The sequence below is a fragment of the Speluncibacter jeojiensis genome (genome assembly GCF_029589495.1).
GTDB classification, from domain to species: Bacteria; Actinomycetota; Actinomycetes; order Mycobacteriales; family Mycobacteriaceae; genus Speluncibacter; species Speluncibacter jeojiensis.
In genome coordinates this window covers 213,175-228,299 of record NZ_JAAIVF010000007.1, presented here as the reverse complement: position 1 = coordinate 228,299, position 15,125 = coordinate 213,175, and the positions used below count along the sequence as shown (strand labels likewise).

At 70.5% G+C, this 15,125-nt stretch carries 14 protein-coding genes; 10 read left to right on the top strand and 4 right to left on the bottom strand.

Going from position 1 to position 15,125, the window contains the following annotated elements:
- The first annotated feature begins 8 nt into the window (after nucleotides 1-8).
- Both G4X40_RS19830 and G4X40_RS19825 read left to right on the top strand, forming a co-directional pair.
- The gene (locus G4X40_RS19830) at nucleotides 9-1,196 is read left to right on the top strand and encodes a DNA recombination protein RmuC (protein WP_277835052.1); all 1,188 of its coding nucleotides are present in this window, start codon (nucleotides 9-11) and stop codon (nucleotides 1,194-1,196) included.
- Between the two features lie 23 nt (nucleotides 1,197-1,219).
- Complete coding sequence (locus tag G4X40_RS19825; RefSeq protein ID WP_277835050.1) at nucleotides 1,220-2,365, top strand: DUF6542 domain-containing protein; 1,146 nt, start codon at nucleotides 1,220-1,222, stop codon at nucleotides 2,363-2,365.
- 51 nt (nucleotides 2,366-2,416) lie between these two features.
- Here G4X40_RS19825 and G4X40_RS19820 read toward each other — a convergent pair whose 3' ends face one another.
- On the bottom strand, nucleotides 2,417-3,382 hold the full coding sequence (locus G4X40_RS19820; RefSeq protein ID WP_277835049.1) for a 4-hydroxy-3-methylbut-2-enyl diphosphate reductase: 966 nt from the start codon (nucleotides 3,380-3,382) through the stop codon (nucleotides 2,417-2,419).
- A gap of 78 nt (nucleotides 3,383-3,460) precedes the next feature.
- Here G4X40_RS19820 and G4X40_RS19815 point away from each other — a divergent pair, with 78 nt between their 5' ends.
- From G4X40_RS19815 to G4X40_RS19805, 3 genes are all read left to right on the top strand, one after another.
- Nucleotides 3,461-4,069, top strand: coding sequence for a lipid droplet-associated protein (locus tag G4X40_RS19815; protein ID WP_277835046.1), 609 nt, complete (start codon nucleotides 3,461-3,463; stop codon nucleotides 4,067-4,069).
- The gene (xseA, locus tag G4X40_RS19810; RefSeq protein WP_277835044.1) at nucleotides 4,066-5,328 is read left to right on the top strand and encodes an exodeoxyribonuclease VII large subunit; all 1,263 of its coding nucleotides are present in this window, start codon (nucleotides 4,066-4,068) and stop codon (nucleotides 5,326-5,328) included. The genes G4X40_RS19815 and xseA overlap by 4 nt, the downstream gene beginning before the upstream one ends.
- A 102-nt stretch (nucleotides 5,329-5,430) precedes the next feature.
- Nucleotides 5,431-5,667: an exodeoxyribonuclease VII small subunit gene (locus G4X40_RS19805; protein WP_277835042.1), complete on the top strand. Its 237-nt coding sequence runs from the start codon at nucleotides 5,431-5,433 to the stop codon at nucleotides 5,665-5,667.
- Between the two features lie 66 nt (nucleotides 5,668-5,733).
- Here the strand turns inward: G4X40_RS19805 and G4X40_RS19800 are convergent, their stop codons facing one another.
- On the bottom strand, nucleotides 5,734-6,309 hold the full coding sequence (locus G4X40_RS19800) for a DUF4245 domain-containing protein (protein WP_277835041.1): 576 nt from the start codon (nucleotides 6,307-6,309) through the stop codon (nucleotides 5,734-5,736).
- Nucleotides 6,310-6,503: 194 nt separating this feature from the next.
- Between G4X40_RS19800 and glpX the strand changes: the two genes are divergently transcribed.
- The gene (glpX, locus tag G4X40_RS19795) at nucleotides 6,504-7,544 is read left to right on the top strand and encodes a class II fructose-bisphosphatase (protein ID WP_277835039.1); all 1,041 of its coding nucleotides are present in this window, start codon (nucleotides 6,504-6,506) and stop codon (nucleotides 7,542-7,544) included.
- A gap of 53 nt (nucleotides 7,545-7,597) precedes the next feature.
- Here glpX and G4X40_RS19790 read toward each other — a convergent pair whose 3' ends face one another.
- Nucleotides 7,598-8,815: a cytochrome P450 gene (locus G4X40_RS19790; protein WP_277835037.1), complete on the bottom strand. Its 1,218-nt coding sequence runs from the start codon at nucleotides 8,813-8,815 to the stop codon at nucleotides 7,598-7,600.
- Between the two features lie 90 nt (nucleotides 8,816-8,905).
- Here G4X40_RS19790 and G4X40_RS19785 point away from each other — a divergent pair, with 90 nt between their 5' ends.
- The 3 genes from G4X40_RS19785 (at nucleotide 8,906) to G4X40_RS19775 (ending at nucleotide 12,547) form a co-directional block, all read left to right on the top strand.
- A complete protein-coding gene (locus G4X40_RS19785; RefSeq protein WP_277835034.1) occupies nucleotides 8,906-9,538 on the top strand; it encodes a TetR/AcrR family transcriptional regulator in 633 nt (210 codons plus the stop codon).
- 69 nt (nucleotides 9,539-9,607) lie between these two features.
- A complete protein-coding gene (locus G4X40_RS19780) occupies nucleotides 9,608-11,101 on the top strand; it encodes a hypothetical protein (protein ID WP_277835032.1) in 1,494 nt (497 codons plus the stop codon).
- Between the two features lie 27 nt (nucleotides 11,102-11,128).
- Nucleotides 11,129-12,547, top strand: coding sequence for a class II fumarate hydratase (locus G4X40_RS19775; RefSeq protein ID WP_277835031.1), 1,419 nt, complete (start codon nucleotides 11,129-11,131; stop codon nucleotides 12,545-12,547).
- A 30-nt stretch (nucleotides 12,548-12,577) separates the two neighbouring features.
- Here the strand turns inward: G4X40_RS19775 and G4X40_RS19770 are convergent, their stop codons facing one another.
- A complete protein-coding gene (locus tag G4X40_RS19770) occupies nucleotides 12,578-13,261 on the bottom strand; it encodes a L,D-transpeptidase family protein (protein ID WP_277835029.1) in 684 nt (227 codons plus the stop codon).
- Nucleotides 13,262-13,463: 202 nt separating this feature from the next.
- Between G4X40_RS19770 and G4X40_RS19765 the strand changes: the two genes are divergently transcribed.
- The gene (locus G4X40_RS19765; RefSeq protein ID WP_277835027.1) at nucleotides 13,464-15,077 is read left to right on the top strand and encodes a serine hydrolase; all 1,614 of its coding nucleotides are present in this window, start codon (nucleotides 13,464-13,466) and stop codon (nucleotides 15,075-15,077) included.
- Nucleotides 15,078-15,125 lie beyond the last annotated feature (48 nt).

Here is a 15,125-nt window from a genome sequence, read left to right as displayed (position 1 = left end):
TCTCGATCATGAACGCGATCACGGCAGTCGGTCTCCTCGCCGCCTTCGGCGTCGGCGCGGTCGTCGGATGGCTTGTCCACGCCGCACGCGCGAGCGATCGGCTGGCCCGCGCCGAGGCCACACTGCATGCCATCCGCGAGAACGAGCAGACGCTGCAGCAGTCGCTCAACGCGGTCAACGCGGACTCGGCACGCCGGCACTCGGGCGCGATCGGCGATCAGCTCACCCGCGTCGTGGGACCACTGCGCGAGGCCGTCGGGGCGCTGTCCAACCAGGTGCAGCAGATCGAACACAGCAGGGTCAACGCCTACGCCGGCCTGACGGAACAGGTCGCGGGCATGCAGCGCGCGTCCCAGCTGCTCTCCAACCAGGCCGGTCAGCTGGTCACCGCCCTGCGTGCGCCCCAGGTACGCGGCCGGTGGGGTGAGGTCCAGCTCGAGCGGGTCGTCGAGCTGTCCGGGATGAGCAAGCACTGCGATTTCAGCACCCAGGTCAGTGCGGTCGACTCCGTCGGCGACGGCGCACGCAGTGTCCGGCCCGACCTCATCGTCCGGCTCGCGGGCGGCAAACAGCTGATCGTCGACGCCAAGGTGCCGTTCAGCGCGTACCTCGACGCGCTCGACACGGAGGACCCCGCCGAGCGCGCGCGGCACATGAGCAGGCACGCGGGTCAGCTGCGCACCCACATCGATCAACTCTCGGCCAAGGCGTACTGGCGGTCGTTCGATCCGACCCCCGAATTCGTCGTGCTGTTCGTGCCGGGCGATCCGTTCCTCGACGCGGCCCTGTCCACCGCCCCGGAGCTGCTCGAGTACGCGTTTGCGAAGAACGTGGTACTGGCGACGCCGACGACCCTGATCGCGTTGTTGCGCACGGTGGCGCACATGTGGCGGCAGGACGCTCTGTCCCGGGACGCGGCCACGATCCACAAACTGGGCAAGGAACTGCATTCCCGACTGGACACGGTTGCCGGTCATCTCGACCGCGTCGGCACGCAGCTCGGCAAGGCCGTCGACGCCTTCAACTCGACCGCCGCATCGATGGAATCGAGGGTGATGGTGACGGCACGGAAACTCACAGAATTGGAGGTGTCGACCACCGAGCCGACCGAGATCCGGCAGGTCGAAGCATGGCCCAGGACCATCGGGGCACCCGAGACACGGGACACGCACCGTGATGCAAACCCGGCCTGCTGACCCATTACCGCTAACCTCGATGTGTGACCGCAACCCAACGTGCCCGTGCCCGGGTACCGCTCGAGCAGCGGTCCATCGTGCCCACCACAGCAGGTATCCCCTGGTGGGGCGGAGTGTTGTGCGGTGTTGCGGGCGCCTTCGTCGGCTATCTGCTCGACGCCGCGCGCGGCAACGAACTGACCTCGGTGTTCGCGGTCTTCTACTTCCTCGGCTGCGTCGGCGCGGTGGTCGCGGTCCAGAACCGCAGCCTGTTCTCCGCCATGGTGCAGCCGCCGTTGATCTTGTTCATCGGGGTCCCCCTGGCCTACGAGACCCTCACCACCGACACCGGCCACGGACTGAAGAATCTGATCCTCGATCTGGCATTGCCGCTGGTCGACCGCTTCCCGATGATGGTGTTCACGACAATCGTGGTGCTCGCGATCGGCGGGGTCAGGCTCTACCTCCAGCATCAGGAGGGCTCGTCCGCCGGCAGAACCGCGTCCCGGGGCGCGGCGGAGCGACGCAAGGCGGCCCGACGGCGCGAGACGGCGCGCCAACGCGACACGTCCTCACGCCGCGACGCCTCGGCCCGGCAGGACCTCGCCGAGGATGTCGAGCCGACCACGGGCAGGCGGCGGGCGGCGGAGCCGACCACCGGGCGTCGCCGGGCGGCCGACCCGGGCTCGGCGAACCGGCGCCGCGACCCCGAGCGCGGCCGCAACCGCACCGGCGAGTTCGTCGCTGCCGACCTGGGTCCGCGCACCGGTGCCCGACGTGTCCCCACCGAAGAGCCTCGCTCGTCCCGATGGTCGCGCCCGGAGATCCAGCCGCGACGTCACGCCGAGCGTCCGGCGCCCGCGACGTCGTTCGAACCGACGGGCATCCGCGACGACGACTACCGGTTGAGCGATCCGACGGTCACCTTCCCCATGCCCGCCCGCCGCATGGGCACCCCGAGCGGCAGCCCGGCCCCGGCCGCCAGGCATCCGCGGCCCCGGGTGCCGCTGCGCGGCGGGGTGGATCCGCACCCGACCATGTCCACCCCGATCCCCCGCGTCCGCTACCGGGACCGCGACGAGGATGCGCCGGCCCCGCGCACCGATTCCGCGCACGGCGATCGTCCGCACACCAACCCGGGCTGGACGGCGCCGCGCTTCCGCTCATACGAGGACGAGCGTCCCAGCTAGCACCCCCCGGCGAAGCCCGCGGCCGCCCCACGACGACCACGGACCGTCCGATCAGGTCCGGCTGGCGCGCAACTCGCGGGGCAGGGCGAACACCAGGGTCTCGTTGGCCGTGGTCACCGGCTGAACGTCCGCGAACCCGTGCTCGGCCAGCAGATCCACCACTCCGCGAACGAGCACCTCCGGGACCGAGGCCCCCGAGGTGACACCCACGGTGCGGACCCCGTCGAGCCACTCGGGTCGGATCTCGCGGGCGTAGTCGACCAGGTACGCCGTGTCCGCGCCGGCACCGAGCGCGACCTCGACCAGTCGCACCGAGTTCGACGAGTTGCGCGACCCCACGACGATCACCAGATCGCATTCGGGCGCCATCGCCTTTACCGCGCCCTGCCGGTTCTGGGTCGCGTAACAGATGTCGTCGCTCGGCGGATCCTGCAGCAGCGGGAACCGCTCGCGCAGACGCTCGACGGTCTGCATCGTCTCGTCGACGCTGAGCGTGGTCTGCGACAGCCAGATCACCTTGGACTCGTCCCGGACGGTCACACCGCCGACCGCATCCGGACCGTCGACCAGGTGGACGTGGTCGGGCGCCTCACCCGCGGTGCCCTCGACCTCTTCGTGGCCTTCGTGACCGATCAGCAGGATGTCGTAGTCGTCGCGGGCGAAACGCTTGGCTTCCTGGTGCACCTTCGTCACCAGCGGGCAGGTCGCGTCGATGGTGCGCAGTTGCCGCTGATCCGCGGCGTCACGCACCGCCGGGGACACGCCGTGCGCGGAGAACACGACCAGTGCGCCCTCTGGGACCTCGTCCGTCTCGTCCACGAACACCGCGCCGCGCTCGGACAGCGTCTCGACCACGTGCCGGTTGTGCACGATCTCCTTGCGCACGTACACCGGCGCGCCGTGCTTCTCCAGCGCGCGCTCGACGGTCTCGACCGCCCGGTCGACGCCGGCGCAGTAGCCACGCGGCTCCGCGAGCAGGACACGCTTGCCGTTACCGGCATGTACGGGAGAAGACATGCCCCCAGGGTACGGTGCGGTGCTCCGAATCGGACACCTCAGCTACCAATCGCCGCGGCGATAGGGCACGCTTGTGCCATGATCCGTCCCCCGTTCATGGCCCGCGTCGCCGCTGGGCTCGCCGTCACCGTCGTCGAAGAGACCCGCAAGCTGCCCACGACGGCGGTCATGCTGCCGATGACGTCGGTGAGCCTGGTTTTCCAGACGGGGATGCGGGTCCAGCAGACGATGACCTCGCTGGCGATCAAGGGCGATCAGGCGCTGTCCTTCCTCTACCCCGACCAGGAGCAGCCCAGCTGGGCGGTGTTCGACGAGGATCACGCCGACGCGCACGACGGCAGCGACCAGTCCGGCGCCGACGGTTCCCGCACCACCGCGGGCCGGTTCGCCCTGTACTCCACGGCGCCGAAGCCGCAGACCGACACCGAGGGCGCCGCCGGCTCCGACAGCAAGGACCACATCGGCGAGCCCGCACCCGCCAACGGCAGCGGAACAGTCCCCTCGACCCCCGAGATCGCCGAGTTCCTTGACTACGACGCGCTCACCCTCGCCCAGCTGCGTGCCCGCCTGCGCACGCTGTCGACCGAGGAGCTCACCGAGCTGCTCGACTACGAGAAGGCCGGGCGTGCGCGCGCACCGTTCGTGACGATGCTCGGCAACCGGATCACCTCGACGACCGCGAAGTGAACCCCGGCCCGACCGCACCGTCCGGCGACCGACCGGGGGCCAGCACCGCCGAGCAACCCTGGCCGGTCCGGGTTGTCACCACGAAGGTCTCCCAGTGGATCGACCGCCTGGGTTGGGTGTGGGTCGAGGGCCAGATCACCCAGATCAACGCCCGTCCCGGCACCCGGGTCGCGTTCCTGGTCCTGCGCGACCCCTCGGCCGACATGTCGCTGTCGGTGACGTGCTCGCCGAACCTGCTGCGCAGCACCCAGGTGCCGTTGACCGAGGGCAGCCAGGTCGTGATGTACGGCAAGCCGACGCTGCACCCGGGACGTGCCAGCTTCTCGCTGCGCGTCACCGAGATCCGCGCGGTCGGGCTGGGCGAACTGCTGGCCCGCATCGAGCGCCTGCGCGCCCTGCTGGCCGCGGAGGGACTGTTCGACCCGCGTCTGAAGCGGCCGCTGCCGTACCTGCCGAACACCATCGGGCTGATCACCGGCCGCGCCTCGGCGGCCGAGCGTGACGTCGTCTCCGTCGCGCAATCGCGGTGGCCGCAGGCGCGGTTCGCCATCCGCAACACCCCTGTCCAGGGTCCGACGGCGGTCCCGCAGATCGTCGGGGCGCTGCGCGAACTCGACGCCGACCCGTCGGTGGAGGTCATCGTGCTGGCCCGCGGCGGCGGCAGCGTCGAGGACCTGCTGCCGTTCTCGGACGAGACGCTGTGCCGGGCCATCGTCGCCGCCACCACACCGGTGGTCAGCGCGATCGGCCACGAGCCGGACAGTCCGCTCTCCGACCTCGTGGCCGACGTCCGGGCGGCCACCCCGACCGACGCCGCGAAGCGGATCGTGCCGGACGTCGAGGCCGAGCGCGCATTGTTGGCCGAGTTGCGCGACCGCGCCGCCGCGGCCCTGCGCAACTGGGTGCAGCGCGAGGTCCGGCATCTCGAGCAGCTACGCAGCCGGCCGGTGCTCGCGGATCCGCTGCGTTCGATCGACCACCTGACCCAGGAGGTGGAGCGCCTGCGGGTGGCCGCGCGGCGCGACGTCGTGCGGTCCGTCGACGCGCAGCAGACCGCCGTCGAGCACCTCCGCGCCCGGTTGACCACGCTCGGCCCTGCCGCCACCCTCGCGCGCGGCTATGCGGTGGTGCAGCGGGTGCTGCCGGACGGCACGGCCGAGGTGCTGCACACGGTCGAGGACTCCCCGCCCGGCGCACAGCTGCGCGTGCGGGTCGGCGACGGCGCCGTCCGCGCCGCCGTCATCAGCCGCGAGAGCTGAAGGCCGGACGATACGGACCGGCGACCGCGCGTGGATCAAACCCGCCGACGACCACGCCGTCGACACCGCCAGAGAGCATCACCGACCAGGAGGAGCCATCCGATGGACGACACCGACACCCCGATCTCGGAACTGGACTACGAACAGGCCCGCGACGAGCTGGTCGACGTGGTGCGGGTCCTCGAGCAGGGCGGGCTCGACCTCGATGCCTCCCTCGCGCTGTGGGAACGCGGGGAAGCGCTGGCGAAGCGGTGCGAGGAGCACCTTGCCGGTGCACGGGCGCGGGTCGAACGGGCGCTGGCCGACGCCGGCGAGAACGCAGACGACGAGGACGACTGAGCCGTCACGCAGCCGCTCGGAGGTCGCGGGCCCGACCGCGCCGGTTCACGCCAGGGCCGGTTCCGGCTAGGGCTGCGACGGCAGCGGCGCCTCACCGGTCGTCGCGGCCGCCAGTTGGCGGAACTCGCCGTCGGTGCCGCTGCCGGTCATGAGCATGCGCACCGACCCCATGTCGGTCGTCCAGATCGGCTCCGCACCGGTCTGCGCGTAGACGCTCCACTGGTGCCCGGCGACCGACTCCTCGCCGGTGACGCCGCGCGCACCCCCCGCGACGAACCGCACCAGCGCCGGCACGGAGGCGTTGGACTGGGTGATCCGGACGTAGTCGCCGGCCGGGGTGATGTAGCCGACGGACGTCGCCTCGCCGCCGTCGTTGCCGTTGACGGTGTCGTGACCACCGGAATTCGACTGCCAGCCCTCGGGCGTGCGGGGCAGCCGAATCGGGAACGTCAGTTGCTGGGCGTCGGCACGCAGCGCGTCGGTCGCGTCGTAGTGCGGGATCTTCCCCTGGGTGGGGTGGCCGGGGCTGAACGAGCACTGACCGGCTATGGCCGCGACGACGATGCAGATCAACACGAGCGGGATCATGGAGAGCGCCATGTCGCGGTTGTTCTGCAGAAAACGGGGCTTGTCGGCTGGCACGGCAACCAGTATCCCAGCCCCGACGCGCGAGTGGGACGGCGGATGCGCCACGCCCGGGTGGTGATGGGAGAATCAGCCCGGCGCGGGTTGGGTCACACAGATGGCATTCACCGGCGCCACCACATACACAACCGGCCGGGAGTTCCGCGTGATCGGCGGCGGCGCCCGGGGACTTACCAGGGAGGCAATGCCCAATGACGGCTAGCACCACACCCAACCGCCGCGAGGCCCCGGACCGCAACCTCGCCCTCGAGTTGGTGCGTGTGACCGAGGCCGCCGCCATGGCTGCCGGCCGGTGGGTCGGCCGGGGTGACAAGGAGGGCGGCGACGGTGCCGCCGTCGATGCCATGCGCCACATGGTGAGCTCCGTCTCGATGCAGGGCGTCGTCGTCATCGGCGAGGGCGAGAAGGACGAGGCGCCGATGCTCTACAACGGCGAGGAGGTCGGCAACGGCGACGGCCCGCTGTGTGACGTGGCGGTCGACCCGATCGACGGCACCACGTTGATGAGCAAGGGCGCGCCGGGTTCGATCGCGGTCCTCGCGGTGTCCGAGCGCGGCGCCATGTTCGACCCGTCGGCCGTGTTCTACATGGAGAAGATCGCCGTCGGTCCCGAGGCCGCCGACGTCATCGACCTGTCCGCGGGTGTCGCCGAGAACATCCGCCGCGTCGCGAAGGCCAAGAACCGCGCGGTCTCCGACACCACCGTGACGATCCTGGATCGTCCCCGCCACGCCGACATGATCCGCGAGATCCGCGAGACCGGCGCGCGCATCCGGCTGATCTCCGACGGCGACGTCGCCGGTGCGATCGCCACCGCCCGTCCCGACTCCGGTGTCGACATGCTGCTCGGCACCGGCGGCACGCCGGAGGGCATCATCGCCGCCGCGGCGATGCGCTGCATGGGCGGCGCGCTGCAGGGCAAGCTGGCCCCGAAGGACGAGGCCGAGCGGCAGAAGGCGCTCGACGCCGGACACGACCTGGACCGCGTGCTGACCACCGAGGAACTCGTCACCGGCGAGAACATCTTCTTCTGCGCGACCGGCGTCACCGACGGCGAACTGCTCAAGGGCGTGCGCTACTACGGCGGCGGCGCGACCACGCAGTCGATCGTCATGCGCAGCAAGTCCGGCACGGTCCGGATGATCGAGGCCTACCACCGTCTCGAGAAGCTGCACGAGTTCTCTTCGATCAACTTCGACGGCGTCGACGGCGCGCAGCCCCCGCTGCCGTGATCGGCTGTGCGTGGGTTGTGGGGTCCCGGCCCCGCAACCCACGCACAGTTTCGTCAGCGAATACCGGTGGCGGGCAGGTGAACCCAGCCGCGGGTGAACGCCGAATTCAGCCGTTGTGACCCCGACAGGTCCACGCCGATGTGCGGCTGTCGCGCCAGCAGTTCCTCGAACGCGAGGCGCGCCTGCAGCCGGGCCAGATGCGAGCCGATGCAGAAGTGCACGCCGCTGCTGAACGCCAGGTGCCGGGGGAACTGCCGGGTGATGTCGAGCCGGTCGGCGCTCTCGCCGTACTCGCGCTCGTCCCGGTTCGCCGAGCCGTAGAGCATCATCACCTTCTCCCCCTCGGGGATCTCCACGTCGCCGATCCGCACCGGCCGCAAGGTGGTGCGCGCGAGCCCCTGCACGGAACTCTCCAGCCGCAGGAACTCCACCAGCGCGTTCGGGATCAGATCCGGCTCGGCGACCAGCCGCTCACGCTGGGCGTGGTCGCCGTCGAGCAGCATCACCCCGTGGGAGATCAGGTTGCCGGTCGTGTCGTTACCGCCTGCGACCAGCACGAAGCAGAAGCCGAGGATGTCCCAGTCCGTGAGCCGCTCCCCGTCGAGTTCGGCCTGGGTCAGCGCGCTGATCATGTCCTCGCCGGGCGCCGCCCGCCGCGCGGTGATCAGCTCGCCGAAGTAGCCGAACATCTCGGCGACCGCGTGCTGCGCGCCGAGCGCCTGGATGTCGAACCCGCTGTCCTGCAACGCCGTCAGCGCCGTGACCCACGGGTCGAACTGCATCCGGTCGGACTCGGGGATGTCGAACAGTTCGGCCAGCACGAACGTCGGGATCTGCGTGGAGAAGTCCTGGTGCAGGTCGACCTGCTCCCCCGCCCGCGCCTTGGTCTCGATCAGGTCGATGCGTGAGCGCACGAACTCACGGATCAGCGGCTCCATCGACATCACCCGGTGCGGCGTGAAGCCCTTCGCGATCAGCGAGCGCAGCTTGGTGTGCCGCGGCGGGTCGAGCATGACGATCGTCGGGGCCAGGCCCAGCTGGCCGATCTCGTCCGGATAGAACGTCAGCCCCTGCTCCGACGAGAAGCTCGCGCTGTCGCGGACCGCGTTCCAGATGTCGTCGAACCGCGACAGCGCCCAGAACGCCGGCGCACCCTCCTGCTCGTGGCGGTGGACCGGGTCGTGGTCGCGCAACTGCCGGTACGCGGGGTACGGATCGGCCTGGAACGCCGCATCGAACGGGTTGTACGTGGGGGCGTCGGTCAGTGTCATCTCGGGTCCTTCCCCGTCTTCTCGGGTCCTGTCACGGTAAATTTCGAATTAATGACATCTGTTAGTAACAGTATCCGTTAGCATCCGGGCATGCCAAGGGATTCGACCGCCACCCGCGAGCAACTGCTGCTCGCCGGCGAGCACCTGTTCGCACGCAAGGGGGTCGACGGCGCACTCACCCGCGAGATCATCGCCCGGGCCGGACAGTCGAACGACTCGGCGGTCGGCTACCACTTCGGCTCCCGCCGGGGCCTGCTCGGCGCGATCCTCGACCGGCACATGGCGCGCATCGAGCAGCGCCAACCGCCGGGACCACCCCCCGACGACCTGCCCACTCTGGTCGACGACCTCACCCGGCCCGTCTCCGAGGAACTGCGTACCGCGGACGGCCGGGACTTCCTGCGGATCATCGTGCAGTTGGCGGGCAGCGCGGGCATGCGCACACACGACCTGCCGAATCCGTTGCGGGGCAGCGCGGTCGCCGGCCAGCTACAGGCCCTCGAGCGTGAATGCGTCAAGACACTGCCGGAACCTGTTGCACTCGAACGGCTCTCGTTGCTGATCAGCATGCTCACCGTCTGCCTGGCCGACCGTGCCCGACGCATCGACGAGGCCCAGCTCGTGCTGCTCGACCACGACGACTTCGTCGCGAACCTCGTCGCGATGCTCACCGCCGCGCTGACCGCACCGGTCCGCCGGACCCTGAACCACCCGGATACCTGACCCTTCGATCGACCCGACCCGACAGCACGCCATCGACATCCGCCCGATCCCCCGACCTGGAGGTTCTCTGTGCCACGCAAGGCGTCACGCAAGCTCACCCGTGCGGTCCCGGTGGTCCTCGCCGCCGCCACGACCCTGCTGATCGGCGCGGGCACCGCCTCCGCCGACACCTTCGGGCCGCTGCCGCCCGCCAATCCGTTCCTCGGGCCGATGGGCACCGCGACCATGCACGGCGACGCCGAATCGTCCGACAGCACTCCGCTGCCCGGTCCGGGAACCGGCTCGGTGAACATCGCCGACACGCCGTTGGCCTCGGCCTGCCCGACAATCCTGCAGGGCTCGGACGGCATCCCGCAGGCACTGTGCACGACGATCGCGAACCGCACCCCGACCGTGCACCTGCTCGACCCGGCGACCGGACACTCGACCGCCTCGTTGTCACTGACCAAGGGCAGCCTGCTCGGCGGCGTCTACGCCTACCTGGACGACAAGAACCAGATGGTCACCGTCGACGGCAGCGGCGACCTGCTGCGCATCGGGCACGACCGCGGCGGCCCGGGCGGCACGTGGCGGCTGTTCGTGGCCTCCCGCACCGACATCACCGCGGCGGTGTCCGGGCACTGCGGCGGCGGGGACTGCGACCACGTGGCGGCGTTGATGCCCGACCAGCAGGGCCGCGTCTGGTTCGCCACCGACAACGCGTCCGCCGGCTACGTCGACCCCGCGACCGGACAGGCGCAGTCGATCGTGCTGGCGCCCGGCGAGGGCGTCGACAACAGCATCTCCACCGCCCCCGAGGGCGTCGCGATCACCACCGACCACGCCCAGTACCTGCTGGACGCCGTCGGCGGCGCACCGCACATCGTCTGGCGTCAGGCCTACGACCGCGGGCCCGCACGCAAGCCCGGCCAGCTCAGCTGGGGCAGCGGCGCCAGCCCGACCTTCTTCGGGCCGCGCACGGGCACCGAGTACCTGGCGATCACCGACAACGCCGTGCCGACCGAGAACCTCATCGTCTACAACAGCGCCACCGGTAGCCAGGTCTGCACGACCCCGGCGATCAACGGCACCGAGAACTCGCCCATCGGCTCCGGCAACAGCGTGTTCGTCGCGAGCACCTACGGCTACCCGTATCCCGCGTTGCCGGCCAACGCCGGGCCGAGCCGGCCGTCGGGCGCCCCGATCACCGGCGGTATGACCCGGATCGACGTCAACCCCGACGGCAACGGTTGCACCGTCAAATGGAGCAACAACGTCCGCTCCTCCGCGGTGCCGCGCCTGTCGGTCGCCGACGGCAAGATCTACACGGTCGCCCGCGAACCGGCCCTCGGTGGCGGCAGCAGCGGCAGCGCCGCGCAGGGCGGGTTCATCGGCAGCGTCGGCGGCGCGGCCGACAGCTACCGCTACACGGTGATCGACGCATCGACCGGCAAGGTCGACGCGCAACAGAACATCGGCACCGGCGCGCAACTGGACACGCTGCAGATGGTCGGCACCATCGCACCCGGCAAGGTGCAGTACCAGGGCACGGTCACCGGCGTGCTCCGGATCGCCTCGCGATGACGTGCCCGCGGTGGCAGAGTGCTGTCCATGACCTCCGACGCGACCGCAGGTGACCAGGGGCAGTACCGGATCGAGCACGACACCATGGGTCAGGTGCGGGTGCCGGCCGCCGCGCTGTGGCGCGCGCAGACCCAGCGTGCGGTGGAGAACTTCCCGATCAGCGGGCGCGGCCTGGAGCGGGCCCAGATCCGTGCGCTGGGCCTGCTCAAGGCGGCGTGCGCCCGGGTGAACCAGGAGCTGGGTCTGCTCGATGCCGCCCGGGCGGACGCGATCGTCGTGGCGGCCTCGGAGATCGCCGACGGCCGCCACGACGACCAGTTCCCCATCGACGTCTTCCAGACCGGTTCCGGCACCAGCTCGAACATGAACGCCAACGAGGTCATCGCCTCGCTCGCGGCGGCTGCCGGCGTCACGGTCCACCCGAACGACCACGTGAACATGTCGCAGTCCTCCAACGACACGTTCCCGACCGCCACCCACCTCGCCGCGACCGAGGCGGTCGTCCGGGATCTGGTCCCGGCGCTCGACCACCTGCGGCTCGCGTTGCTGGACAAGGCGACCCAGTGGCGCACGGTCGTCAAGTCGGGCCGCACCCACCTGATGGACGCAGTGCCGGTGACGCTGGGGCAGGAGTTCGGCGGCTACACCCGGCAGGTCGAGGCCGGCGTGGAGCGGCTGATCGCGACGCTGCCACGACTCGGCGAACTCCCCATCGGCGGCACCGCGGTCGGCACCGGGCTCAACGCTCCGGCCGGATTCGGCGGGCGCGTGGTCGCGGAACTCCAGCGGTCGACCGGGCTGGACCAGCTTTCCGAGGCGCTCGACCATTTCGAGGCGCAGGGCGCCCGCGACGGGCTGGTCGAGCTGTCCGGCGCGCTGCGCACCGTCGCGATCTCGCTGACGAAGATCGCCAACGACATCCGGTGGATGGGCTCCGGGCCGCTCACCGGTCTCGCCGAGATCCATCTGCCCGACCTGCAGCCCGGCTCGTCGATCATGCCCGGCAAGGTCAATCCGGTGCTGCCCGAGGCGGTCACCCAGGTGGCCGCCCAGGTGATCGGCAACGACGCGGCGATCGCGTGGGGCGGCGGCAACGGCGCCTTCGAGCTGAACGTCTACATCCCGATGATGGCGCGCAACGTGCTCGAGTCGATCCGGCTGCTGGCCAACGTCTCCCGGCTCTTCGCCGACCGGTGCATCTCCGGCCTGACCGCCGACGTGGACCGGCTGCGCCGGCTCGCCGAGTCCTCGCCGTCGATCGTGACGCCGCTCAACTCGATCATCGGCTACGAGGAGGCCGCCGCCGTCGCCAAGGAGGCGCTCAAGGAGCACAAGACGATCCGTCAGGCCGTCATCGACCGCGGCCTGATCGGCGACGAGCTCTCGCTCGAGGAACTCGACCGCCGGCTCGACGTGCTGTCGATGACCGACGTCGACGACGAATGACGGCGTAGTCCGTCAGGAGTCGACCGGCCGTCACGGCGTCGGCGCGGTCCCCACGCCGATGTCGATCACCGGCCGGCGTGCCGGGTCGAGCCAGCGGACGATCTGCTGCATGGAGTTCTCCGGGACGGACACGCACCCGGCCGTCGGCGTCCCCGCCGACACGTGCAGGAAGATCCCCGATCCGGCGCCAGGGATCCGCGCCAGGTTGTAGCCGATGTTCACGGCATAGTCGTAGACGCTGCCGGACTCGTAGAGGTTCTCACTGTTGCCACCCGGGCTGACGGGGCCGCGCACGTGGGTGTTGTAGGTGGGTGAGAGCGGGTTCTCGTCCCACCAGTCCTGGGAGTCGGTCCGGAAGTACGGCATCGCCGTGCCGGGGTTCGCCAGCCGGCCGAATGCCACCGTGAGCGGGAAGGTGCCGGCCGGTGTGCGCGACGCGGCCTCGCTGGCCTGGCCGATGCCGTCGGATCCCACATCGGCGGCCATCGGCCCGGCGACCACGCGCCAACTGCCGTCCGCGCCGCGATCCCAGGCGGTCAGCGTCGCGCTGGTCGCCGACGGACTCGGCGCGAACACCGTGATGACCTGACCGGAGTCGCCCCCGAAGGGGCCCGGATCGGCCGACGCCCCGGGGCCGGCCAGACCCGCGAGCAGGCACAACAGAGCGGTCAGAAGGCTCAGCGACCACAGCCGCCTCATCTGTGTCCGGCGCATCGCCCCAGTGTGCCCGGGCCGACCGCGGCGCGCCGTCCGAATCCGCGATTCGCGCGCAGTCGGCAGCACAGTCCCAGATCGCACCCAGCCGGCGCACATCCACGGCGTCCGCCCCGGCGATGGCGACCGAGGCGCCGTGCCGTCGGGACTCCTCTACGCTGATCTTCGGAGAAGTCCCGTTTCCGGACCGCAGGAGGCCGCGGTGCACACAGGCAGAAGGCTGTCGGTCGCGTTGGGGTCCGCCGCGGTGGCGGTGGCGCTGACGATCTCCGGCTGCGCCGACAATCCGCAGCCGCTGCCCGGCGCCACCACCGCCACGGCGCCGCCGGCCGCCAGTCCCGGCCCCCCGCCCCCGAACGCCGTTGCCGGCGAGCAGATCCCACCCGGCCAGGTGTCCGCCGCCGTGGGCAGGATCGACCAGCTCGCCGACGACCTGATGGCCTCGTCGCACATCCCGGGCATGGCGGTCGCGGTCGTGCACGACGGCAAGGTCGTGTACCGCAAGGGCTTCGGCGTCCGCAACGTCGACACCGGCCAGAAGGTGGACCCCGACACGGTGTTCCAGCTCGCGTCGGTGTCCAAGTCGATCGCTGCGACGACGGTCGCGCACGAGGTCGGGAAGGGCCTGGTCACCTGGGACACGCCGGTGCACCAGCTGATGCCGCAGTTCGAGCTGAGTGACCCGTACGTCACCGACCACGTGACGGTCGGCGACCTGTTCGCGCACCGTTCGGGGCTGCCCGAGCATGCCGGCGACCTGCTCGAGGACCTCGGCGACGACCGTCAGCAGATCCAGGCCCGCCTCAAGCTGCTGCCGCTGGCACCGTTCCGGGATTCCTACGCGTACACCAACTTCGGCCTGACCGCTGCCGCACAAGGGGTCGCAGACGCGGCCGGCACCGACTGGGCGACACTCTCGCAACAGGCGCTCTACGGCCCACTGGGCATGTCGTCCACAAGTTCCCGCTTCGCCGACTTCGAGGCGCGCCCCGACCGGGCCGCCGGACACGTGCTCGTCGACGGTCGCTACCAGGTCTCGGATCCGCCGCGCCAACCCGATGCGCAGTCCCCCGCGGGCGGTGTCAGCTCCTCGGTCGACGACCTCGCCAAGTGGATGAACATGGTGCTCGCAAACGGGACCGCCGACGGGAAGACGATTGTCCCGGCGCAGGACCTGCTGCCCGCGATCTCGCCGCAGGCGGTGTCCAGTCCCCCGACCACCCCGGACGCGCGCGCCGGGTTCTACGGATACGGCTTCAACGTCGGCAATTCCGCGGCCGGCCGGGTGGTGCTCAGCCACTCGGGTGCGTTCGACCTCGGCGCCGGCACGGCGTTCACGCTGATTCCGTCGGCGAACGTCGGCATCGTCACGTTGACCAATGCGGCCCCGATCGGCGTGCCCGAGACCCTCGACGCGGAGTTCGCCGACCTGGTGCAGTTCGGCGCCGTGAAGCAGGACTGGGGCGCGCTGTACAAGAAGGCGTTCGCCGCGATGAACGAGCCGACCGGATCGCTCGCCGGCAAGACCCCGCCGAAGAACCCCGCACCTGCGGGACCACTCGCCGACTATGCGGGTACCTACGCCAACGACTACTACGGTCCGGCGACCGTGACCGTCGCCAACGACACCCTGTCGCTCACCCTGGGTCCGAAGAACATGACCTTCCCGCTCACCCACTGGAGCGGCGGCACCTTCGTGTTCACCCCGCCCGGCGAGAACGGCTTCGGTCAGATCTCGGCCGCCACCTTCCACGGCAACGACCTCAGGCTCGAGTTCTACGACAAGGATCATCTGGGAACGTTCACGCGCGGTTGAGCGCGGGCACACGCCGCATCATCGCCGCTTTGGGATCTGTCATTTCAC

Excerpts from the sequence above, each read along its gene's own strand:
- G4X40_RS19830 (WP_277835052.1), top strand. The coding sequence starts at position 9 with ATGAACGCGATCACGGCAGTCGGTCTCCTCGCCGCCTTCGGCGTCGGC.
- G4X40_RS19820 (WP_277835049.1), bottom strand. The coding sequence starts at position 3,382 with ATGTCTTCTCCCGTACATGCCGGTAACGGCAAGCGTGTCCTGCTCGCG.
- G4X40_RS19815 (WP_277835046.1), top strand. The coding sequence starts at position 3,461 with ATGATCCGTCCCCCGTTCATGGCCCGCGTCGCCGCTGGGCTCGCCGTC.
- G4X40_RS19805 (WP_277835042.1), top strand. The coding sequence starts at position 5,431 with ATGGACGACACCGACACCCCGATCTCGGAACTGGACTACGAACAGGCC.
- glpX (WP_277835039.1), top strand. The coding sequence starts at position 6,504 with ATGACGGCTAGCACCACACCCAACCGCCGCGAGGCCCCGGACCGCAAC.
- G4X40_RS19790 (WP_277835037.1), bottom strand. The coding sequence starts at position 8,815 with ATGACACTGACCGACGCCCCCACGTACAACCCGTTCGATGCGGCGTTC.
- G4X40_RS19785 (WP_277835034.1), top strand. The coding sequence starts at position 8,906 with ATGCCAAGGGATTCGACCGCCACCCGCGAGCAACTGCTGCTCGCCGGC.
- G4X40_RS19775 (WP_277835031.1), top strand. The coding sequence starts at position 11,129 with ATGACCTCCGACGCGACCGCAGGTGACCAGGGGCAGTACCGGATCGAG.
- G4X40_RS19770 (WP_277835029.1), bottom strand. The coding sequence starts at position 13,261 with ATGCGCCGGACACAGATGAGGCGGCTGTGGTCGCTGAGCCTTCTGACC.